We start from the raw sequence: 21,418 nt of genomic DNA, 5'->3' as shown, positions 1-21,418 counted from the left end.
GGTGGTACGGGCCGCCCCCGGGCCGCTCCCCCCTCCCGTCCTTCCCCCCCCTCCCCCGGAGCCACCACATGACCGCTGCCCCCCGCCGCTCCCAGGCCGAGACGCCACCGGGACACCCCGGCCGCTCGCGCCACGTCCCGCTGTACGGTCCGGGCCTCGACGGCGACGGCCTGCCCGCCCTGTACGAGCGGCTGCGCGCGGAACACGGACCGGTCGCACCCGTCGCCCTGGCCCCGGGGGCGCGCGCCTGGCTGGTCATGGGCTACGAGGAACTGCTGCGAGTGGCCCGCTGCGAAGGGGACTTCAGCCACGACCCGCGGCACTGGCGTCTGCTGCGCGAGGGGCGTGTGCCGGCCGACTCCCCGCTGCTGGCGTTCGCCGGCTGGCGTCCGGCCCTGATGTTCGCCGACGGGCACCGGCACCGGCGGATGCGGTCGGCCGTCGCCGACGCGCTGGGCCGGGTCGACTGCACCGAGCTGGGCCGCCTGGCGCGCGACACCGCCGACCGGCTGATCGACGCCTTCGACGGGCGGCGCGAGGCCGACCTCGTACCGCACTACGCGCACCGCCTGCCGGCGCGGGTCGTCACCCGGCTGCTGGGGACGGACGAGCTGGTCAGCCGGAAACTGGCGGAGGCCGTCGCCGGCACGGCCGCCGCCAACGCCGACTCCGTCCACGCCGGCCGCCGGCTGGAGCGCGTCCTGCTGGCCCTGGTGCGGGAGAAGCGGCGCGCGCCGGGCCCCGACATCATCTCCTGGCTGCTGACGCACCCCGCTTCGCTGCGCGAGGAGGAGGTGCTGCACAACCTGGTGGTGACGGTGGTGGCCGCCCACCAGACGACGAAGAACTGGATCGCCACCACGCTGCGCCTGCTGCTGACCGATCCGGCCCTGCGCTCCTCGCTGGACGGCGGGCACCTGACCCTGGACGAGGCGCTGGACCTGGTGCTGTGGCGGTTCCCGCCCACCCAGAACCTCCCCGGCCGCTACGCCCTGCGCGACGTCCGCCTGGGCGGGCAGGAGGTGCGGGCCGGGGACATGCTCGTGCTGGGGCTGGCCGCCGCGGGCCGCGACCCCCTGGTGCTGCCCTCGTGCGGGCGGCCGGTGCCGGGCAACCGCGCGCATGTGGCGTTCGGCGCGGGACCGCACGCCTGCCCGGCCCAGCCGCAGGCGCGGCTGATCGCGCGGACGGCGGTGGAGGTGCTGCGGCGGCGGCTGCCGGGCCTGCGGCTGGCCGTGCCCGAGGATCGTCTGGCCTGGGCGTCGTCGCCGTGGACCAGGGGCCTTGCGGCGCTGCCCGTCCGCCTGGCCCCCTGAGGGTCCGCTCGGGGATGCGGTAGTCCGCCCGGAACTCACAGCCGGGGGCCGGGTGCGCTGAGGGCGGTGTTGCCGCCGGGAAACAGCGGTGATGCGGCCGGGAAACAGCCGCATCGCACGCTTTCCGCATGGCCTCGAAGAAGCGTGTGGTGGTGATCGGCGGCGGAATGGCCGCCGCCCGGCTCGCCGGGCAGCTCTCCGCCGCCGGTGCCCTCGGTGCCGCCGGTGCCGAGGGCACCGATGGCGCGGCCGTGGACCTGACGGTCGTCGGTGAGGAACCCCATGCGCCGTACAACCGGGTGCTGCTGGCCGGGGTGCTGGCCGGGCGGTACGCGCCGGGGGTGATCGGCCTGCCCGCACCGCCCGCCGCCCGCTGGCTGCGCGGTGTGCGGGCGGTGCGGCTGGACCGGGCCGAGCGGCTGGTGCGGTGCGACGACGGCTCATCGCTGCCGTACGACACCCTGGTGCTGGCCACCGGCTCCAATCCGGTGCTGCCACCGCTGCGCGGGCTCTTCCCCGGCTGCGGGCACGAACCGCCCCGTGGCGTGCACCCCTTCCGCACCCTGGCCGACTGCCGGGCACTGGAGGCGGCGGTACGGCCCGGGGTGCGGGCCGTCGTCGTCGGCGGCGGCCTGCTCGGGGTCTCGGCCGCCCGCGCACTGGCCGGGCGCGGGGTGCGCACCGTCCTCGCCCACCAGGGCGAACACCTCATGGAGCGTCATCTGGACGCCCGCGCTTCGGCGCTGCTGCGCGGGCATCTGGAGGGGCTGGGCGTCGAGGTCCACACCGAGTGCCGCGTCCGCGGCCTGCTGACCGCGGGGAGCGCCGGGGAGGGGGCCGCCGGTGGAGGGGCCGTGGCCCGCGGCGTGGAACTGGCCGACGGCTACCGGCTGGAGGCCGAGCTGGTCGTCCTCGCCTGCGGGGTGCGCCCGCGGACCGGGCTGGCCCGGGCGGCCGGTCTGGAGGTCCGCGACGGGATCGTCGTGGACGACGAGCTGCGCACCGGCGATCCCCGGATCCACGCCGCCGGCGACTGCGCCGAGCACGGCGGGAGGGTCTACGGGCTGGCCGGCGCCGCCCAGGAGCAGGCCGACGCGCTGGCCCGCGTCCTGCTGGCGGACAACGCCGTGGACAACGCCGTGGACAACGCCGTGGACAGCGCGGCGGGTGGCGCGGCGGCCGGTGCGGGCTCCCCCGCGTACACCGGCACCCGGGCGCTGACCCGGCTGACCCTCGACCCGCCCCCCTCCGGACCCGGAAGTGCGCTGGACCTCGCCGCGTTCGGCGAGACCGTGCCCCGCGCGGGCGACGACGTCGTCCGCCTCGCCGACGCCACCCGCAGCGTCTACCGCAAGGTCGTCGTCCGCGGCGACCGGCTGGTGGGCGGCATCCTCCTGGGCGACCTCGGCACCGTCGGGGCTCTCGCCCGCGCCTGGGAGGACGGCGAGCCGCTGCCCTCCGCCCCGCTGCTCCACCTGCTCACCAACGATGGAGGCCTGTAGACATGCCACGGACGCCACGCCCCACGATCGTGCTCGTCGGGCACGGAATGGTCGGCCAGCGGTTCCTGGAGGAGCTCGCGAGCCGGGAGGTGACCGGGCGGGCCCGGGTGGTCGTGCTGTGCGAGGAGCCGCGGCCGGCGTACGACCGCGTGCAGCTCACCTCGTACTTCTCCGGCCGCACGCCCGAGGAGCTGTCCCTGGTGGACGAGGGCTTCATGGAGCGGCACGGCATCGAGCTGCGCCTGGGCGACCCGGCGGTCGCGATCGACCGCGAGGCGCGCACCGTGACCTCGCGCGCCGGGCTGGAGATCGGCTACGACACGCTGGTGCTGGCCACCGGTTCCTACCCGTTCGTGCCGCCCGTGCCGGGAAGCGACAGCACCGGCTGCTTCGTCTACCGCACGGTGGAGGATCTGCTCGCCATCGAGGAGTACGCGGGCAGGAGCCGGGTGGGCACGGTCGTCGGCGGCGGCCTGCTGGGCCTGGAGGCGGCCGGCGCCCTCAGCGGTCTGGGCCTTGAGACCCACATCGTGGAGTTCAACCCGCGTCTGATGGCCCTCCAGGTCGACGAGGGCGGCGGCGCCGCCCTGCGCCGCACCGTCGAGGGGATGGGCCTGACCGTCCACACGGGTGTGGGCGGCAGGGAGATCACCGCCGGCGCGGACGGCGCAGTCACGGCGATGACGCTGTCGGACGGCTCGGCGATCGCCACCGATCTGGTGGTCTTCTCGGCGGGGGTGCGCCCCCGCGACGAGCTGGCCCGGGCGGCCGGTCTGGAAGTCGGCGAGCGCGGCGGGATCGCCGTGGACGAGCGCTGCCGCACCGCCGACGCCGCGGTGTACGCCATCGGCGAGTGCGCCAGGACCGTTGACGGCATGGTGTACGGCCTGGTGGCGCCGGGCTACGAGATGGCGGGGGTGGCGGCCGAGGCGATCGCCGGTGGAACCGGGGGGTCCTTCACCGGCGCCGACACCTCCACCAAGCTCAAGCTGCTGGGCGTGGACGTGGCCTCCTTCGGCGACGCGCTGGGGAGGACCGAGGGCTGTCTGGACGTCGTCTACTCCGACTCCCGGGCCGGGGTCCACAGGAAGCTGGTGGTCGCCTCCGACGGCACCCTGCTGGGCGGTGTGCTGGTCGGCGACGCCGAGGCGTACGGCACGCTGCGCCCGCTGACCGGGACCGTCCCGCCGGTGGCGCCCGAGCAGCTCGTCCTGCCGGCCGGGGCCGGGGCGCCGGTGGCACTGGGGCCGTCCGCGCTGCCGGACGACGCGGTGGTGTGCAGCTGCCACAACGTCACCAAGGGCGCCGTCCGCGCGGCCGTCACCGACCACGCGTGCACCACCGTGCCCGAGGTGAAGAAGTGCACGAAGGCGGGCACCGGCTGCGGAAGCTGTGTGAAGGTGCTCGCCAGGCTGGTCGACGACGAGCTGGAGGCGAGCGGCATCACCGTCGACAAGGGCCTGTGCGGCTGCTTCGCCCACACCCGCGGCGAGCTGTACGAGATCGTCCGCACCCGGCGGCTGTCCACCTTCGCCGAGCTGCTGGACGGCCACGGCCGCCCGGAGGCCCGCGGCGGGGAGGGCTGCGAGGTCTGCAAGCCGGCCGCCGCCTCGATCATCGCCTCGCTCGCCCCGGCGCTGGGGGCCAGCGGCTACGTCCTGGACGGCGAGCAGGCAGGCCTGCAGGACACCAACGACCACCATCTGGCCAACCTCCAGCGCAACGGCTCGTACTCGGTCGTGCCGCGCGTCCCCGGCGGTGAGATCACACCCGAGAAGCTGATCGTGATCGGCGAGGTGGCCCGTGACTTCGGCCTCTACACCAAGATCACCGGTGGCCAGCGGATCGACCTGTTCGGCGCCCGTGTCGACCAGCTCCCGGCGATCTGGGCACGGCTGGTGGAGGCCGGTTTCGAATCGGGCCACGCCTACGGCAAGGCGCTGCGCACGGTGAAGTCGTGCGTGGGTCAGACCTGGTGCCGCTACGGGGTGCAGGACTCGGTGCGCATGGCCATCGACCTGGAGCTGCGCTACCGGGGCCTGCGCGCGCCGCACAAGCTGAAGGGGGCGGTCTCCGGCTGCCAGCGCGAGTGCGCCGAGGCCCGGGGCAAGGACTTCGGCGTGATCGCCACGGCGAACGGCTGGAACCTGTACGTGGGCGGCAACGGCGGCGCGACCCCGCGCCACGCCGACCTGCTGGCCAAGGATCTGTCGGACGCCGAGCTGGTCCGGCTGGTCGACCGCTTCCTGATGTTCTACATCCGCACCGCCGACCGGCTGGAGCGCACCGCTGCCTGGCTGGAGCGGATCGAGGGCGGCCTGGACCACGTGCGCGACGTGGTCGTCCACAACTCACTGGGGCTGTGCGCCGAACTGGAGGCCCTGATGGCCGGCCATGTGGCGAACTACCGCGACGAGTGGGCCGCGACGCTGGACGATCCCGAGCGGCTGCGGCGCTTCGTGTCCTTCGTCAACGCCCCCGACGCGCCGGACCCGTCGGTGCGGTTCGTCGCCGAGCGCGAGCAGGTCCGGCCCGACCTGACGCTCCTGTCCGGCCCCGACATCCCCGTCCGCACGCTCGAAGCCCTCGAAGGGAGCGCGGCCCGATGACCACGGCGACGACCGAGACGACGACCGAAGCGAGGACCGAAGCGAGGACCGAAGTTACGACCGCGGTGACGACCGGGGCGGCGCCCGCCGCCGTTTCCGGGGAGGGACGGGCGGCCGGGGCGCGGGTGGAGGTGCACGCCGGCGGCGGCTGGGCCGCGGTGTGCGGCCTGTCCGATCTGGTGCCGGGGCGGGGGGTGGCGGCGCTGCTGCCCGACGGTCGGCAGGTCGCCGTGTTCCGGGACCGGGCGGGCCGGACGTACGCCGTCGGCAACCGCGACCCGTTCACCGGCGCCTACGTGCTCTCGCGCGGGCTGCTGGGCTCGGTGGACGGCCGGGCGTTCGTGGCCTCCCCGCTGCTCAAGCAGCGCTTCGACCTGACCACGGGCCGGTGCCTGGACGACGACGCGGCGTCGGTGCCGGTGTACGCCGTCCGCACGAGCTGAGGAGCACCGCGGTACGGCGGAGAGCGACGGAGAACGGCGGAAGGGCCCCGGCCGCGGCCCGTGTGGGGCGGGCCGCGACCGGGGCCCGGCTCCGCCCCGGCCGGCACGCCGGCCGCCCTGCCCCGGCGGTTCGGCGCACCGGACGGGAGCCGGTGTCAGCCCGCGGCGCACTCCTGTCCGCCGAGGCTGACGCGGGTGCCGTCCTGGGCGGCGCCCCCGCTGGTCTGGAAGCCGAAGGAGATCGTCCCCCCGGCCGGGACCGTGCCGTTGTAGGCGGCGTTGGTGACGGTGACGGTGCTGCCGCTCTGCGAGAAGCCGCCGTTCCAGCCGTTGGCCAGGCTCACACCGGCCGGCAGGTCGAACTGCGCGCGCCAGCCGTCGAGGGCCTGTCCGGTGCGGACGGTCACGGAGACGACCGAGCCGGTGTCCCAGCGGTTGGAGACGGTGAAGACGGCTGAGCAGTCGCCCGTGGGCGGGTCGGGGTCGCCCGGGTCGCCGCCCGCAGCGACGAAGGCGTCGCGCAGCGCGTCGTAGGCCGGCTTGGGCCGGTAGTTCTCGTCCCAGGGGCAGGCGGCACCCTGCCCCTGGAAGACGTCCGGCACCCAGGAGTCCCGGTCGCTGACGCCCCAGACGGTGATGCCGGAGCACCGGGAGACCGCCAGGCAGGCGTCGGCCACCGCCCGGTAGTCGCGGGCCTGCTGCTGGAGCTTGGAGCCGTCGGACGGCATCTGCATCCGGATGTCCAGCTCGGTGACCGCGACCTCCAGGCCCAGGTCGGCGAAGCGCTGGAGGTTCTGCCGGATCGCCGGGCCGTTGACCTGGCCGACGATGAGGTGGTTCTGGAAGCCGACGCCGTCGATCGGCACGCCCTGCGCCAGCAGGTCGCCGACCAGCCGGTACAGGCCGTCGCTCTTGGCGTTGTCGAGCTCGGTGTTGTAGTCGTTGATGAACAGCTTGGCGTCCGGGTCCGCGGCGCGGGCGGCCCGGAAGGAGTCCGCGATGTAGGACGCTCCGAGCTGCTGGTAGAACTTGCTCTGCCGGAACGAGCCGTCCTCGTTGAAGGCTTCGTTGACCACGTCCCAGCGCCGGACCTTGCCCTTGTAGCGGCTGACCTGGGTGGTGACGTGGTCGGTCATGATCTGGCGCAGCTCGGTGTTCGAGAACGACCCGTTCTGCAGCCAGCCCGGCATCTGGCTGTGCCAGACCAGGGTGTGGCCGTAGACGAGCTGGCCGTTGTCCTGGGCGAACTGGACCAGACGGTCGCCCCCGGCCCAGTTGAACTGGCCGCGCTGGGGTTCGACCGACTCCCACTTCATGGCGTTCTCGGCGGTGACGCTGTCGAACTCCGTGCTGACGATGTCGCTGTAGGTCCCGTTGCTCAGCAGGCCGTCGTTGACGGCCGTGCCGATGAAGCGGCCGGTGGACTCGGCGACCTCGCGCAGGGAGGGGTCTGCCGCCTGGCTCGGAGCGCTGAACCCGAAGGTCAGGGCCGCGGCCGCGGCGGATGCGGCTACGGCCGCCCGGGCTAAACGACGTACGGTGCGTACACGGTGCTGCCTCATGCTGGGGTGTCCCTCTCTCGACGCCCCGGAACTTCTTCCGGAAGACTGTTGGAAGGTTTCGAGGGTGCGCCGGGAACGGTAGAGCCGATGGGAACGCCCGTCAACGGTGTGCGCGTGTGGAGGAGAGGGAGCATGGGAGAGGGCATGACGGACGGCGCGGTCGCCGCGGCCGGCAAGGCCGCGGAGCGGAGGATGGCGTCCAAGGTGGAGCAGAAGGTCACGATCACGGCGATCGCCCAGGAGGCGGGGGTCTCGGTCCCCACGGTCTCGCGGGTGGTCAACGGCCGCTCGGACGTCGCGCCCGCGACCCGGGCCAGGGTCGAGGAGCTGCTGCGGCAGTACGGCTACCGCCGCCGCACGGCCTCCTCCGGCGACCGGCCGGCCCTGATCGACCTGGTCTTCAACGATCTCGACAGCCCCTGGGCGGTGGAGATCATCCGTGGCGTGGAGGAGACCACGCACGAGGTCGGCTTCGGCACGGTGGTCTCGGCGATCCACGACCGCGCGGGCTCGGCCCGGCAGTGGATGCGCAATCTGCGGGCCCGCGCCTCGGGGGGCGTGATCCTGGTGACCTCGGTCCTGGAGCCGGTCCTCCACGAGGAGCTGCACCGGCTGGGCGTGCCGCTGGTGGTGGTGGACCCCTCCGGCTCCCCGGCCCTGGACGCGCCGACGGTGGGCGCCACCAACTGGGCCGGCGGCATGTCCGCCACCGAGCACCTGCTGAAGCTGGGCCACCGCCGCATCGGCTTCATCGCCGGACCTCCGAGACTGCTGTGCAGCCGCGCCCGGCTGGACGGCTACCGCGCCGCGCTGGAGGCCGCCGGCGTCCCCGTGGACGACCGGCTGATGGCGCCGGGCGACTTCTACCACGAGTCCGGCTTCACCGGCTGCAACCGGCTGATGGACCTGGACGGGCCGCCCACCGCCCTGTTCGCCGCCAGCGACCAGATGGCACTGGGCGCGATCGAGGCGCTGCGGCGGCGCGGGATGCGGGTGCCGGAGGACGTCAGCATCGTCGGATTCGACGACCTTCCGGAAGTCCGCTGGTCCGCTCCGCCGCTGACGACGGTGCGTCAGCCGCTGGTGGAGATGGGCAAGGTCGCGGCCCGCACCGTACTGCGCCAGGCCAGGGGCGAGGAGATCGACTCCCCGCGCGTGGAACTTGCCACTGAGCTGGTCGTTCGTGCCAGCACGGCGCCGCCGCGGGGCTGACCCGGACGGCGGACCGGACAACTCCGCACAACGGGCGCGTCACGCCGCCGGGTCATGGGTCCCGTTTTTGTCAGACCTGTTGACACCGCTGGAGCGCGTACGTACTTTCCCACCACCACTACCGATAATTTTCGGGTTCCTTCCGGAAGGTACGCGATGCGAACAGCAGTGCAGAGCTCGGCCACGAGAGGCCGCAAGGGATTCGGGCGGAGCCACGCCGCCAAGCTGACGGCGGCGGTGCTGGCCGCCTCCGTGCTCACCGCCTGCGGCAGTGGCGGGCCGGGCGAGGAGAAGGCCGGCGGCACCCTGGAGGTGTGGGTCTACCAGGACGCCTCGACCAAGGTGCAGCGCGAGGCCGTCGAGCGGTTCAACAAGACCTCCGACGTCAAGGCCGAGCTCGTCGAGGTGCCCGGCGAGGGCTACCAGGACAAGATGCGCAGTGCGATGGGCACCCCCAACGCCCCCGACGTCTTCTTCAACTGGGGCGGCGGCAGCATCAGCAACTTCGTCGAGAAGGACATGCTGGTCGACCTCACGCCCGAGATCCGGAAGGACGAGGAGCTCAAGAACGCGTTCCTGCCCTCGATCCTCAACGCGGGCAAGGTGAACGACGAGATCTACGGCGTCCCGATGCGAGGCATGCAGCCGGTGGTCCTCTTCTACAACAAGGACGTCTTCGAGAAGGCCGGCGCCCAGCCGCCCGAGTCCTGGGACGACCTGCTGGAACTGGTCGACACCTTCAAGAAGGAGGGCGTCACGCCCTTCGCACTGGCCGGCACCGACGCCTGGACCGAGCTGATGTGGGTCGAGTACCTGCTGGACCGCATCGGCGGCGCCGAGGTCTTCCAGCGCGTCCAGGACGGCGACTCCTCGGCCTGGGGCGACCCGGCCGTGCTGAAGACCGCCGAGACCATCCGCGACCTGGTGGACCGCGGGGCGTTCGGCAAGAACTACGCCTCGGTCAACTACACCGCCGACGGCGCCTCCACGCTCTTCGCCAAGGGCAGGGCCGCCATGCACCTGATGGGCAGTTGGGAGTACTCCAACCAGCAGGCCAACCAGAAGGAGTTCGCCGAGAAGGGTCTGGGCTGGACCACCTTCCCCGCCCTCCCCGACGGCAAGGGCGACCCCAGGAACGTCGTGGGCAACCCCACCAACTTCTGGTCGGTCAACTCCAAGCTGAAGGGCGCCGAGCGCGAGGCGGCCCTGGAGTTCGTCGGGACCGCCGCCGAGGAGTGGTACGCCGAGGCCCTGGTGGACAACGGCGACGTGCCCGCCACCTCCGGTTCCGAGGACATGCTCACCAAACACCCCGCCCCCGACTACGCCCTCTTCCAGTACGACCTGGTGCGCGACGCCCCGAACTTCACCCTCTCCTGGGACCAGGCGCTGCCGGCGCAACAGGCCTCGCCGATGCTCACCAACATCCAGAAGCTCTTCAACAGGCAGCTCGGCCCCGAAGAGTTCGTCGACGCCATGAAGGCCCTGAAGTGAAGCAAGCACCAACCGCGTCGCCGCGCGTGGGCCGCCCGGGCATTGCCTGGGCGGTCCCCGGCGTGCTGTTCTTCGTCCTGTTCGCCGTCGGCCCGATGGCGCTGGTCGGTTATCTGTCCTTCACCGACTGGGACGGCCTCGGCGACTTCCCCTCGATCAGCGGCACGGGCAACTGGGAACGGTTGTTCGACGACCCCACCATGCGGCAGGCCGTCTGGCTGAGCATCCTGCTCACCGGCGTCAGCTGGCTGATCCAGACGCCCGTCGCCCTGCTGCTGGGCGTGTGGTCGGCCGGCCGGCAGAAGAACCGGGCCGTCCTCGGCGCGATCTTCTTCCTGCCGCTGCTGGCCTCCTCGGTGGCGCTGGCGCTGCTGTGGAAGTCGCTGCTGGACCCCAACTTCGGCCTGATCGCCGAGATCGGCCCCTGGCTGGGGATCGAGGACGGCAATCTGCTCGGCACCGGCGACGGCGCCTTCGCCGCCGTGGCGTTCGTGGCCGCCTGGCAGTTCATCCCGTTCCACACCCTGCTGTACCAGGGCGGCGCCCGGCAGATCCCCAGGTCCTTCTACGAGGCCGCCTCCATCGACGGGGCGAGTACCGTGCGGCAGTTCTTCTCCATCACCCTGCCGCAGCTGCGCAACACCGTCATCACCTCCTCGGTGCTGATGGTCGTCGGCGCGCTGACCTTCTTCGACACCGTCCTCATCCTGACCGAGGGCGGGCCGGGAACGGACACCACGATCGTGCCCTACCTGATGTACGAGACCGGCTTCCAGGCGTACGACATGGGCTATGCCAGCGCCGTCGCCACCACCTTGGTGATCGTCGCCACCGCCGTCTCCCTGCTGATGGTCCGGGCGACCGGCTTCAGCAGGATGCGCAGCACCCGGGAGGGGATGTGAAGACCGCCACCAGACCGGAGCGCCGGCCCTCCCCCGCCGCCGGACGGGCCGACGCGCCCCGGGCGCGCAACGACCGGGGCCTGCCCGGCAGGCTGCGCCGCGTCCGCAAGTGGAACATGCCCGCGGGTGTCGCCTCCGTCGTCTGGCTGGTCATCGTCGGCCTGCCGCTGTACGTCCTGGTCCTCACCACGCTGCGGGACCGCGACTCCTACTTCGACGAGGGTGCGCTGAGTCTGCCGGGCGACCTCACGTCCGACAACTACCGCACGGTGCTGGAGAGCGACTTCCTCACCTACCTGCTCAACACCGCGGTCGTCACGGTCGCCACGGCGGCGATCGTCATCGTGCTCTCGGTGGGCATCGGCTACACCGTGGTGCGCACCCTCAGCCGGACCTCGCAGCGGATCTTCCAGTTCTTCCTGCTGGGCCTGGCCATCCCCGCCCAGGCGGTGATCATCCCCATCTACCTGCTGATCACCGAGATGCGGCTGTACGACAGCCTGCTGGCGGTCATCCTGCCCGTCTCGGCGTTCTGCCTGCCCGTGTGCGTGCTGATCCTGTCCTCCACGATGCGCGACATCGAGGAGGAGATGTACGAGTCGATGGCCCTGGAGGGTGCGGGCCAGACCCGCGTCCTGCTCCAGCTCGTCGTGCCCCTCTCCCGGGGCGGGATCTCCACCGTCGGCGTCTACGCGGCGCTGCAGGCCTGGAACAACTTCCTCTTCCCGCTGATCCTCACCCAGTCGCGCGAGAGCCGGGTCCTCACCCTCGGCCTCTACGACTACGTCGGCCAGTTCCGGGTGGACATCCCCGCGCTGCTCGCCGCGGTCGTGCTGTCGATCGTGCCGATCTTCGTCGTTTACCTCTTCGCGCGCCGTCAGCTCATCAACGGCCTCATGGGCGCCGGCGGGCGCTGAGTCCCACGGGGACGCGCGAGACACGCTGACGCCCGACAAGGAGCCCCATGCATCACCACCCCTGGCAGGACACCTCCCGACCCGTCGAGGAGCGCGCCGCCGACCTGCTGTCCCGGATGACCCTGGAGGAGAAGCTCGCACAGCTCTCCAGCGTCTGGCCGGGTTCCGAGTCCGACGGCGAGGACGTCGCCCCGCTCCAGCACGAGGTCTCCGAAACCGTCGACCTGGACGCCCTGCTGCCCCACGGTCTGGGCCAGCTCACCCGCCCCTTCGGCACCGCCCCCGTGGAGCCGGCCGAGGGCGCGCGGGCCCTGGCGGCCTTCCAGACGAAGGTCGCCGCGGCCAACCGCTTCGGCATCCCCGCCCTCGCCCACGAGGAGTGCCTGACCGGCTTCACCGCCTGGCAGGCCACCGTCTTCCCCACTCCGCTGGCCTGGGGGGCCACCTTCGACCCGGCGCTGGTGCGCGAGATGGCCGCGGCCATCGGCGACTCCATGCGCTCGGTCGGCATCCACCAGGGCCTCTCGCCGGTCCTGGACGTGGTGCGCGACCCGCGCTGGGGCCGCACCGAGGAGTCCATCGGCGAGGACCCGTACCTGGTCGCGACGGTGGCCACCGCCTACGTGGCGGGCCTGGAGTCCACCGGGATCGTCTCCACCCTCAAGCACTTCGCGGGCTACTCCGCCTCCCGCGGCGCCCGCAACCACGGCCCCGTCCCGATCGGCCCGCGCGAACTGGCCGACGTGATCCTGCCGCCGTTCGAGATGGCCCTGCGCGAGGGCGGGGCCCGCTCGGTCATGCACGCCTACAACGACCTCGACGGCGTCCCGGCCGCCGCCCACACCGAGCTCCTCACCGATCTGCTGCGCGAGGAGTGGGGCTTCACCGGCACGCTGGTCTCCGACTACTTCGGCGTCTCCTTCCTGGAGACGGCCCACCGCGTCGCCGACTCCCCCGCCGGCGCCGCGGCCCTGGCGCTGGCCGCGGGCGTGGACGTGGAGCTGCCGGGCCTGCGCTGCTACGGCGAGCCGCTGCTGAAGGCGGTGCGCTCCGGCGAGGTGCCCGAGGAGCTGGTGGACCGCGCGGCGCTGCGGGTGCTGCGGCAGAAGTGCGAGCTGGGCCTGCTGGACCCCGACTGGTCGGCCGCACCGCCCGCCGCCTCCGCGGACACCGTGGACCTGGACCCGCCCGCGATGCGGGCGGTGGCCCGGCGCGTGGCCGAGGAGTCCGTCGTCCTGCTGGACAACTCCGGCGGCGCGCTCCCCGTGCACCCCACCGCCCGCATAGCCGTGGTCGGCCCGTACGCACAGGAGCGGGCCGCCATGCTGGGCTGCTACACCTTCCCCCGGCACGTGGGCGTCGAGCACCCCGAGCTGCCCGTCGGCGTGGAGATCCCCACGCTGCTGGACGCCCTGGGCGCCGAGCTGCCCGGAGCGGTCCTGACCGACTCCCCCGCCGACGCCGACATCGTCATCGCGGCGCTCGGCGACCGCTCCGGCCTCTTCGGCCGCGGCACATCCGGCGAGGGCTGCGACGCCGCCGACCTCGCCCTCCCCGACGGCCAGGCGGCGTTCCTGGACGCCCTGCTGGAGAGCACCGACAAGCCCGTGGTGCTGGTGCTGCTCACCGGCCGCCCGTACGCGCTCGGCCGGTGGGAGGGCCGGCTGGCCGCCGTCGTGCAGGCGTTCTTCCCCGGCGAGGAGGGCGGACCGGCGGTCGCCGGGGTGCTCACCGGACGGGTCAACCCCTCCGGACGGCTCCCGGTCAGCGTGCCGCGCGGCACCGGCGGACAGCCGTGGACCTATCTCGTGCCGCCGCTGGGCCTCAAGGGCGACGCCAGCAACATCGACCCGACGCCGCTGTACCCCTTCGGGCACGGCCTGTCGTACACCTCCTTCGAGTGGGAGGCCGCGGGCACGGGCGCCGACGCGCTGCCGACCGGCGGCTCCGCCGAGGTCCGCGTCACCGTGCGCAACACCGGCGAGCGGGCCGGCACCGAGGTCGTCCAGCTCTATCTGCACGACCCCGTGGCGCGTGTCGCCCGGCCGGTCGTGCAACTGGTCGGCTACACCCGGGTGACGCTGGAGCCGGGACAGGCGGCCGAGGTCGTCTTCGACTTCCACGCCGACCTGGCCTCGTACACCGTGCGGCCCGGGCAGCGGGTCGTCGAGCCCGGGGTGGTGGAGCTGCGGCTGGCCGCCTCCAGCTCCGACGTGCGCCACACCGTGCCGCTGCCCCTGACCGGGCCGGAGCGCACCGTCGGCTTCGGACGCCGGATGACCTGCGGGACGAAGGTCCGCGTCCTGCGGCCCTGACCCGGGTCCCTCGGCCGGGCCCCTCCCGAGCCGGCGCCCGCCCCGCCCCCCGGCCGGCGCCGCGTTCCTCGCCTCGGCGTCCCGTCCGGCCTACGCTGTGCCGCGCGAAGGAGACGATCGCGCCGTCACCGTGGGAGCGGGCGGGCGCCGATGCGAGGAGCTGAGACACCGATGGGCTGGACGGTACGGGACATCCCCCGCCTGGACGAGCGCACGGCAGTGGTGACCGGCGCCAACAGTGGCCTGGGCTACGTGACCGCGCGCGAACTGGCCCGGCGCGGCGCGCGGGTGGCGCTCGCCTGCCGCGACCGGGGACGCGGGGAGGCGGCCCTGGAGCGGCTGCTGGCCGAGGCACCCGGTGCGCGGGCCGAGGTGCGGGTGCTGGACCTGGCCGATCTGGCTTCGGTGCGCGCCTTCGCCGACACGCTCCCCTTCGACCGGCTGGACCTGCTGGTCAACAACGCGGGGCTGATGGCGATCCCGTTCTCCAGGACCGCCGACGGCTTCGAGACGCAGGTCGGCGTGAACCACCTGGGCCACTTCGCGCTGACCGGACTGCTGCTGGAGCGGCTGCTGGCCGCCCCCGCCGCCCGGGTGGTCACCGTCTCCAGCCTGGCGCACCTGCTGTCGGACGTCGATCCGCACGACCCGGCGAGCGGTGTCCGGTACAACCCGTGGACGGCCTACGCCCGCTCCAAGAGCGCGAACCTGCTGTTCACCCACGAACTGGCCCGCCGCACCGTCGAGCACCGCCTGGTGGCCGCCGCCGCCCACCCCGGTTACTCGGCGACCGAGCTCCAGGGCAAGGGGCCGCGGCTGGCCGGCAACCGCGTCGCGGAACGCGGGGCGCACCTGCTCAACCGGCTGGTCGCCTCCTCCCCGGAACTGGGCGCGGCCCCCACCCTGTACGCCGCCACCGCTCCCGGTGTGCGCCCGGACTCCTTCACCGGCCCGCGTGTGCTGGGCGTACGCGGCACGCCCGGTCCGTCTGCGCGCGCCCGCCGCACCCGTGACGACGCCACCTCCGCACGCCTGTGGGAGACCTCCGAACGGCTCACCGGCGTGCGCTACGACTTCCCCGCGCGCTGAGCCGTACGCGCCGGCCGTACGTCCGGCCCGGCCGCGACGACCGGTGTCGGGGCAACCGGCCGCCCGGCGGTCCCGGCGGCGGGGGTGTCAGCGGTAGTCGTCGGGGTGGTCCTGCATCCAGACGTTGATCCGGTCGCGGGTGCCGAGGATCAGGTCCTGGTGGGACTTGAGGTGTTCGTAGGAACGGTCCTCCCCGATCCGCTCCCGCATCCGCGCGATCCACTCGATCGGCTCGGGGAAGTGGCCTGGGCCCTTGCCGTCGGCCTTCATCGCCGCGTCGAGGCCGTCGAGTTCGTCGACGACCCGGTTGAGCAGGTACTCGCAGTTCCCCGGGGTGTCGCAGGAATCGTCCAAAGTGGCCTGGAGCCCGGCGAACTCGTCGCGGACCGACCCGGGGCCCGGTGTCGGTCCCGGCGGCGAGGCGGCCGCGGACTCCTCGGCCTCCGCCGAGGCCGAGGCGATGCCGCGCAGTTCCTCGGACGCGGGCCCGGCCGCCTGCTCCGGGAGCGCGGCCGGTGAGGACGGGCCGCCGCCCGCCTCCCGGTCCGCACTCCCGGAGCAGGCGGGCAGCAGTAACGCGAAGGGGACGGCGAGCGCGGCGGCTCGGGCACGGCGGGTACGCACGGTGTGGTCTCCGATCAGTCGGTCAACTGTTGTGCCGAACGCAGGAGTTCACCGGCCGTGGCCACACTCCGACCGTACACCGTACCGCCCGGACCGCCGTGCGCGCGCCCGAAGTCGCGTGGCTCGCGCGCGGGGCCGAGGACCGGTCGGCCGAAGGGGACGGTCAGCACCGGACCGGAGCCGACCCGGGGCTTCACCGGGCCGCCGCCGATCGCGCCCCGGATCTCGACGCGGACCGTTCCGCCCCGCAGGTCGCCCAGGGTGCCCGAGGCCGACCTCGAACCGGCGCGGCGTCACACCGGGTCGTGACCCACGAGGAGGCACGTCGGCGGCCCGACCCGGAAGGCCACATTCCAAGGGCAGGGTCGGTGACCGGTATCGGAGCCCGGGCGGACGGCGCGGAGCACACCTCCAAGCGCTGCGCCATCGGGGCTCACGGCGAGTGCGCCGAGGCCGGGCCGGGGGAGAGCGGCGTACCCGGCGTGCGGCATCCGGCACGCGCCTGTCGGTGCCACCCCGCACCACGGAAGCGGCAGCCCGCCGTACCGCCGCCTGCCGACCACGAACACCGGTACCGGTCGTGCCGGCCCGCCCGACCGCACCTGGAGGCGACCTGACGATCCCCCGTCGGCACCGCCGCAGACGCCCGGAGTCCTGCACCTGGCCCCTCCCGGTCACCGCTTCCACCATCGCCACGATCCGGCTCGTGCAGGCTGTCCGAGGGGGAGGGACCGGTTGGAGGCGGTGCGGGCACGCGGAAGGGCGGCGCCTCCGCACAGGCGCCGCCTTACGCGTTCTGACCTGCACAGCAGGCGAATCAGAACTCCGTGAGGGCACAACGAGGGCACTAGCTCAGAGCATCGTCGATGAGCGCGGCCGTGTCGTCCTCGTCGTCTTCCCACAGGTGGACGTACAGGTCCAGCGTGATCGACGGCTTGGCGTGCCCCAGGCGCCGCTGGACCTTCTTCACCGAGGCGCCGTGCTTGATGAGCACCGAGGCGTAGAAGTGCCGCAGTTGGTGCAGCGTCGCCCCCTCCGGCACCCGCAGCGGCGAACCCGCGTCCTCCAGCGCCTTGTTCGCGCGCTTCACGTTCCGGGCCCACAGCTTCGCCCACGACCCCCGGCGCAGCGGCGCCCCGTACTCGGAGACGAACAGCAACCGGGCAGTCCGCTGCTCCGGCCGGCGCGGGTTGCTCCGGTCCTCGATCTCGACTTCCTTCGGCGGGAACTCCTCGCGGTGCGCGCGGATGGCGGCGGCGGCCGACGCCGACAGCGGCACCGTGCGGTAGGACTTCTCCGTCTTCGGCTCTCCGATGTACGGCACGCCCCGGTCCGGGCCTACGAGCTGCTGCTCGACCTCCAGCGTCATGGCCTCCAGGTCGATGTGCCGGTCATCCTCCAGCCCGAACAACTCCCCCTGTCGCAGACCTGTGGTCGCGGCCAGCCGCAACAGCGCCCGGTACCGCGGGGACGCCGTGTCCAGCAGCGCGCGCACCACCTCGGGATGCAGCGGCTCGGCCTCGGGCCGGCGGATCTCCGGAAGGTCGATGTTGTGGCACGGGTTCTTGCGGATCAGCCCGTCGTACAGGGCCGCTGCCATGACCGAGGACAGGGCGTTGTACGGGGTGCGCAGGCCGATCGGGGTGAGCACCGCCCGCCGGTCCTTGACCCACCTCTGAACGTCCGTGCGCGTGACGGCGTTCAGCGGCCTGTCGCCGAGCAGCGGGTAGACGTGCAGCCGTAGCGCCCGCTCCACCTTCGGCTCGGTCGTCTCCCGCTGGGTCAACGACTGGCGCCACTGCTCGGCGAACTCGCGGAACGTCTGCCGTCGCGTGGCCCGGTCGACGTACTCGCCGCGGTTCAGCTCGTTGGCAACCTCGGCCGCCCGGGCGTCAGCCTCGGGGCGCCGGGCGAAGTTCTCCTTCTTCTGGACGCCGGCCGGATCCCGGTAGCGGACTTGCCAGCGCTTCCCCTGGCCGTGGTCCTTGCTCGGCACCAGCACGCGGCCGGCCGCCCTGTGCTCGCCGCACGGCTCGGCATCCGACGGCGGCCGGGACAGGTGCCAGCGATCCACTACTTTCGCCATCCTCGGCGCCCCTCCCGCTCAACCGCCCCTTGCCGACCACTACCCTGCCCGGCCCCGGCGGGCCGGGGGCAGGAAGCCACGACGGCGCGACTCCTGGATCCAGCGTCGAACAGTAGCGACCGGCACCCCAGCCTCTTCGGCCAGGACGGGGGCGACGGCGCTCGTCCGCTGAACGACATCGTGGTAAGCGGACGCTACGTGCGCGTAGAACTCCTCCGGATTGGTGCCGTCGGGACGCGCCAAGCGTTCACGGGTTACGGGCTCCTGGGTGCTCAGGGCGGCCATCGCCATGCCGTCGATGGCGATCTCCAGCTCATCGAGGACCGACGACATGGGGGTACCTGAGGGCGTGTTGCTGCCGCCGCCGGACTCTCCTGCCGAGAGCTGTCGCGCTCGGTCCGGGACGTTCGCGGTGCTCTCCAGCCACGAAACCGGCACCTTCTTCATCACCTTGGAGTCGACATGGCCGTCGGACCGAATCACTAGGTCAGCGATCACTCGGCGGCCGTCGCGCTCGACCGTTCTGGCGAGCACTCGATACGGGCGGTCGGACCAGGTGACCCGGATCCACCCGCTGGCTCCGAAGGACAAGATGTTGGGCTGCGTCATGCCGTCATCATGCCGACCGACGGGTTAAGCGAGCAAGCAACGCCGCCACGCCGATCAACTTTCAACACTTGACCTCTCTCGTCATTTCGTGCCAGTCTGCACGGAGTTCGATCAAGTATCGAGACAGGATCGCTTCACTGCGGAAGGTTGATCACATGGCGAGTCAGCGCAGGCCCCTGGCCAGCATCGAAGAAGTGGCCGAGTACCTCGGGGTGACGGTCGCGACCATCTACACCTGGCGCTACAAGGGCACCGGGCCGAGGTTCTCCAAGGTGGGGCGCCACCTGAAGGCACGGTGGTCGGACGTCGACGCCTGGCTGGACGAGCAGGCCACCGACAGGAAGGCCGCAGCATGAGCCGGGACAGCAAGAAGCCCCGGGGTGGGCGCCCCGGGGCCTCGAAAGCAAACCTGCTGGCTGGCGGGTCTGACACGTGCACTGTAGCGCGCTCCGAAGTCAACCGCGAGAAGGCCCGGTGGCACATCACCCTCGGCAGCATCCGCGCCCACCTGGACGAGCAGCCCAGTCGCCAATCGCGGCGCGCCGCCGCCCGCCGCTGGTGCGCCGCCATCACCGCCATGGGCGAGGAGTGGACGCCATGAGCGCATGGACCGACGCGCTCAACAGCGCCCTGTACGCCATCGACCGCGGGCACGCCGTCTTCCCCCTGTCCGCCAGCAAGACCCCCGCCATCCGCTCCCCGCACGGCAAGGGGCACACCTGCAAGGGCGACTGCGGGCAGGCTGGCCACGGTGTCCACGACGCCACCACCGACCCGGGCCAGGCCCGGCGTCTGTTCGAGCTGGCGCCCCGCGCCACCGGGTACGGCATCGCCTGCGGCGGCCGGATGATCGGGCTCGACCTGGACCGGAAGAACGGCGTCGACGGCGTCGCCACCCTCCACCACCTCGCAGCCCAGCACGGATTCGACGTGCCCCGCACCCTCACCGTGTGCACCCCCACCGGCGGATACCACCTGTGGTTCACCGCGCCCGAAGGGGTGGCCGTACCCAACTCGGCCGGGCGACTCGGGCCCGGCATCGACGTGCGCGGAACCGGCGGGTACCTCGTCGGCCCCGGCAGCCGAGGACGCAACGGCCTGTACGGCCTCCACCCGTCCCTCGGTGAAGTCGGCATCCAGCCCGTTCCCGGGCTGCTGCTCAAGCTCATGCAGCCCCCGCCCATCGTCCAGCCCCGGACCGTTCTCCTGCCGCGCGGCGGGAACGGCGGGCGGGCCCTGGACGGCCTGGTGCGGGTCGTCGCCGAAGCGGCCGAAGGCACGCGGAACGACCGTCTGTTCTGGGCCGCGGCGAAGGCGTGGGCGCACGTGAGGGACGGGCATATCGCGGCCGGCGACGTGGAGGCCGCTCTCGTCGCGGCGGCCGCCCGCACCGGGCTGGCCGAGGCCGAGGCGCTGCGCACCATCGCATCCGCACGACGCACCACAGGAGTCGCCGCGTGACCTACCAGGACATCGAGGCGCCGGTCTGGCTCGGCGAAGCACCGCCACCCGGCCAGCCGCCGGCGCCCGATGAGCACATGGAGGCGGCTCCCCGCACATGGGCCGCCCAGGACCTCGCCGACGTGCTGAACGGCACGTACCGGCCGGCGCAGCCCACCGTGGGCCGCCGGGACGACGGCGTCGGCCTGTTCTACCCGGGGCGCGTTAACAGCGTCGCCAGCGAGTCCGAGGCCGGGAAGACGTGGTTCGCCTTGATCGCCTGCCTACAGGAGATCAACGACGGCAACCACGTCATCTACCTCGACTTTGAGGACGACGCCGCCGGAGTCGTCGGCCGGCTGCTGCTGCTGGGCGCCCACCGGGATGACGTATTCGCGTACTTCCACTACGTCCGGCCCGAGAACACTCCGACCCCGATAGACCTGCTCGACCTCGCCCAGCTGCTCAAGCTGAAGCCCACGCTGGCCGTGGTCGACGGCGTCACCGAGGCCATGTCCCTGTTCGGCCTGGAGCTGAAGGACAACACCGACGTGGCCAAGTTCGGCCGGCTACTGCTGCGCCCGCTCAGCGAGAGCGGCGCCGCCGTGGTCACCCTCGACCACGTCGTGAAGTCCGTCGAGAACCGCGGCCGGTACAGCCTCGGCGGAGTCCACAAGCTCAACGGGCTCAACGGCGTGATGTACATGCTCGAGAACATCCGGCCCTTCGGAGTCGGCGTCACCGGCAAGTCACGCATCCGCATCGCCAAGGACCGGCCCGCACAGCTGCGCAAGCACGGGCTGCCGCACTCCAGCGGCCTGCACTGGTTCGCCGACTTGGTTGTGAAGTCCGAGTCCTCGGAGTTCGCCGACGGCCACCTGTACCCGCCCGTCCAGCGCGACGAGGACGACACGAAGGCGAAGGCCGAGCAGGAGCGCATCGCCGAGCTGAAGCGGAAGATCCTCGAAGCGATCGGCCGCGCCAAGGGACCACTGTCCGGCAAAGGCGTCGAAGACCGCGTCCCCGGCAAGGCAGCCGACAAGCGCATGGCCCTGGCCGAGCTGGTGGACGAGGGGCGCGTCATCGCCACCCCCGGGCCCCGCAACGCGACCCTTCACAGCCTCCCCGCCCCGAGCGGAATGGGCGGCCAGCAGCCGGACGAGGAGGAAGCCGAATGACCTCGTCCCGACCTCGTCCCCACTTCGTCCCGGACGAGGTTGTGAGTCCTCGTCCCTCGTCCCACCCCTATAGGTGGGACGAGGACGAGGTCACAACAAGGGCCGCCAGTGAGCACAGCA

The 21,418-nt window shown here is 72.7% G+C and carries 17 protein-coding genes; 13 read left to right on the top strand and 4 right to left on the bottom strand.

The genetic code is table 11. The annotated features are described in order from the left end of the window. Positions 1–68 precede the first annotated feature (68 nt). The 4 genes from ACGRHY_RS19040 to nirD all read left to right on the top strand — a co-directional run bounded on the left by ACGRHY_RS19040 (position 69) and on the right by nirD (position 5,870). Complete coding sequence (locus ACGRHY_RS19040; protein ID WP_394636524.1) at positions 69–1,316, top strand: cytochrome P450 family protein; 1,248 nt, start codon at positions 69–71, stop codon at positions 1,314–1,316. A gap of 128 nt (positions 1,317–1,444) precedes the next feature. Further along, a complete protein-coding gene (locus ACGRHY_RS19035; RefSeq protein ID WP_394636523.1) occupies positions 1,445–2,818 on the top strand; it encodes an NAD(P)/FAD-dependent oxidoreductase in 1,374 nt (457 codons plus the stop codon). Between the two features lie 2 nt (positions 2,819–2,820). After that, positions 2,821–5,427, top strand: a complete 2,607-nt coding sequence (nirB, locus tag ACGRHY_RS19030) for a nitrite reductase large subunit NirB (RefSeq protein ID WP_394636522.1) — start codon at positions 2,821–2,823, stop codon at positions 5,425–5,427. After that, positions 5,424–5,870, top strand: coding sequence for a nitrite reductase small subunit NirD (gene nirD, locus ACGRHY_RS19025; protein ID WP_394636521.1), 447 nt, complete (start codon positions 5,424–5,426; stop codon positions 5,868–5,870). The genes nirB and nirD overlap by 4 nt, the downstream gene beginning before the upstream one ends. Positions 5,871–6,025: 155 nt before the next feature. On the opposite strand, the gene ACGRHY_RS19020 is transcribed toward nirD, so the two are convergent. Beyond that, the gene (locus ACGRHY_RS19020) at positions 6,026–7,432 is read right to left on the bottom strand and encodes an endo-1,4-beta-xylanase (RefSeq protein ID WP_394636520.1); all 1,407 of its coding nucleotides are present in this window, start codon (positions 7,430–7,432) and stop codon (positions 6,026–6,028) included. Positions 7,433–7,624: 192 nt separating this feature from the next. Between ACGRHY_RS19020 and ACGRHY_RS19015 the strand changes: the two genes are divergently transcribed. The 6 genes from ACGRHY_RS19015 to ACGRHY_RS18990 all read left to right on the top strand — a co-directional run bounded on the left by ACGRHY_RS19015 (position 7,625) and on the right by ACGRHY_RS18990 (position 15,361). Beyond that, positions 7,625–8,644 carry a LacI family DNA-binding transcriptional regulator gene (locus ACGRHY_RS19015; RefSeq protein ID WP_394638117.1) on the top strand — a complete coding sequence of 340 codons (1,020 nt, stop codon included), beginning with the start codon at positions 7,625–7,627 and terminating at the stop codon, positions 8,642–8,644. A gap of 156 nt (positions 8,645–8,800) precedes the next feature. Continuing rightward, positions 8,801–10,138 carry an ABC transporter substrate-binding protein gene (locus ACGRHY_RS19010; protein WP_394636519.1) on the top strand — a complete coding sequence of 446 codons (1,338 nt, stop codon included), beginning with the start codon at positions 8,801–8,803 and terminating at the stop codon, positions 10,136–10,138. Continuing rightward, entirely contained in the window at positions 10,135–11,040 is a 906-nt protein-coding gene (locus tag ACGRHY_RS19005; protein ID WP_394636518.1) for a carbohydrate ABC transporter permease, read from the top strand. Before ACGRHY_RS19010 ends, ACGRHY_RS19005 begins: the two co-directional genes overlap by 4 nt. Beyond that, positions 11,037–11,957 (top strand): carbohydrate ABC transporter permease, encoded by a 921-nt coding sequence (locus ACGRHY_RS19000; RefSeq protein ID WP_394636517.1) that lies wholly within the window; start codon positions 11,037–11,039, stop codon positions 11,955–11,957. The genes ACGRHY_RS19005 and ACGRHY_RS19000 overlap by 4 nt, the downstream gene beginning before the upstream one ends. A gap of 47 nt (positions 11,958–12,004) precedes the next feature. Next, positions 12,005–14,272 carry a beta-xylosidase/alpha-l-arabinosidase gene (locus ACGRHY_RS18995; RefSeq protein ID WP_394636516.1) on the top strand — a complete coding sequence of 756 codons (2,268 nt, stop codon included), beginning with the start codon at positions 12,005–12,007 and terminating at the stop codon, positions 14,270–14,272. A gap of 171 nt (positions 14,273–14,443) precedes the next feature. Next, positions 14,444–15,361 carry an oxidoreductase gene (locus ACGRHY_RS18990; RefSeq protein ID WP_394636515.1) on the top strand — a complete coding sequence of 306 codons (918 nt, stop codon included), beginning with the start codon at positions 14,444–14,446 and terminating at the stop codon, positions 15,359–15,361. 87 nt (positions 15,362–15,448) lie between these two features. On the opposite strand, the gene ACGRHY_RS18985 is transcribed toward ACGRHY_RS18990, so the two are convergent. From ACGRHY_RS18985 to ACGRHY_RS18975, 3 genes are all read right to left on the bottom strand, one after another. Then, positions 15,449–15,985: a hypothetical protein gene (locus ACGRHY_RS18985; RefSeq protein ID WP_394636514.1), complete on the bottom strand. Its 537-nt coding sequence runs from the start codon at positions 15,983–15,985 to the stop codon at positions 15,449–15,451. Positions 15,986–16,832: 847 nt separating this feature from the next. Then, positions 16,833–18,071: a tyrosine-type recombinase/integrase gene (locus ACGRHY_RS18980; protein WP_394636513.1), complete on the bottom strand. Its 1,239-nt coding sequence runs from the start codon at positions 18,069–18,071 to the stop codon at positions 16,833–16,835. 39 nt (positions 18,072–18,110) lie between these two features. After that, complete coding sequence (locus ACGRHY_RS18975; RefSeq protein ID WP_394636512.1) at positions 18,111–18,680, bottom strand: hypothetical protein; 570 nt, start codon at positions 18,678–18,680, stop codon at positions 18,111–18,113. A 155-nt stretch (positions 18,681–18,835) separates the two neighbouring features. On the opposite strand from ACGRHY_RS18975, the gene ACGRHY_RS18970 reads away from it, so the two are divergent. The 3 genes from ACGRHY_RS18970 (at position 18,836) to ACGRHY_RS18960 (ending at position 21,298) form a co-directional block, all read left to right on the top strand. Continuing rightward, positions 18,836–19,036, top strand: a complete 201-nt coding sequence (locus tag ACGRHY_RS18970; RefSeq protein WP_394636511.1) for a helix-turn-helix transcriptional regulator — start codon at positions 18,836–18,838, stop codon at positions 19,034–19,036. 241 nt (positions 19,037–19,277) lie between these two features. Next, entirely contained in the window at positions 19,278–20,141 is an 864-nt protein-coding gene (locus ACGRHY_RS18965) for a bifunctional DNA primase/polymerase (RefSeq protein ID WP_394636510.1), read from the top strand. After that, on the top strand, positions 20,138–21,298 hold the full coding sequence (locus tag ACGRHY_RS18960; RefSeq protein ID WP_394636509.1) for an AAA family ATPase: 1,161 nt from the start codon (positions 20,138–20,140) through the stop codon (positions 21,296–21,298). Before ACGRHY_RS18965 ends, ACGRHY_RS18960 begins: the two co-directional genes overlap by 4 nt. Positions 21,299–21,418 lie beyond the last annotated feature (120 nt).

This window comes from Streptomyces shinuiensis (assembly GCF_043660855.1).
Classification (GTDB): domain Bacteria; phylum Actinomycetota; class Actinomycetes; order Streptomycetales; family Streptomycetaceae; genus Streptomyces.
Note: the sequence above shows the minus strand (reverse complement) of the source record. Positions and strands in the feature narration are given on the sequence as shown.

Coding starts and splice junctions, on each gene's coding strand:
- ACGRHY_RS19040 (WP_394636524.1), top strand. CDS start 69: ATGACCGCTGCCCCCCGCCGCTCCCAGGCCGAGACGCCACCGGGACAC.
- ACGRHY_RS19035 (WP_394636523.1), top strand. CDS start 1,445: ATGGCCTCGAAGAAGCGTGTGGTGGTGATCGGCGGCGGAATGGCCGCC.
- nirB (WP_394636522.1), top strand. CDS start 2,821: ATGCCACGGACGCCACGCCCCACGATCGTGCTCGTCGGGCACGGAATG.
- nirD (WP_394636521.1), top strand. CDS start 5,424: ATGACCACGGCGACGACCGAGACGACGACCGAAGCGAGGACCGAAGCG.
- ACGRHY_RS19020 (WP_394636520.1), bottom strand. CDS start 7,432: ATGAGGCAGCACCGTGTACGCACCGTACGTCGTTTAGCCCGGGCGGCC.
- ACGRHY_RS19015 (WP_394638117.1), top strand. CDS start 7,625: ATGGCGTCCAAGGTGGAGCAGAAGGTCACGATCACGGCGATCGCCCAG.
- ACGRHY_RS19010 (WP_394636519.1), top strand. CDS start 8,801: ATGCGAACAGCAGTGCAGAGCTCGGCCACGAGAGGCCGCAAGGGATTC.
- ACGRHY_RS18995 (WP_394636516.1), top strand. CDS start 12,005: ATGCATCACCACCCCTGGCAGGACACCTCCCGACCCGTCGAGGAGCGC.
- ACGRHY_RS18990 (WP_394636515.1), top strand. CDS start 14,444: ATGGGCTGGACGGTACGGGACATCCCCCGCCTGGACGAGCGCACGGCA.
- ACGRHY_RS18980 (WP_394636513.1), bottom strand. CDS start 18,071: ATGGCGAAAGTAGTGGATCGCTGGCACCTGTCCCGGCCGCCGTCGGAT.
- ACGRHY_RS18975 (WP_394636512.1), bottom strand. CDS start 18,680: ATGACGCAGCCCAACATCTTGTCCTTCGGAGCCAGCGGGTGGATCCGG.
- ACGRHY_RS18970 (WP_394636511.1), top strand. CDS start 18,836: ATGGCGAGTCAGCGCAGGCCCCTGGCCAGCATCGAAGAAGTGGCCGAG.
- ACGRHY_RS18965 (WP_394636510.1), top strand. CDS start 19,278: ATGAGCGCATGGACCGACGCGCTCAACAGCGCCCTGTACGCCATCGAC.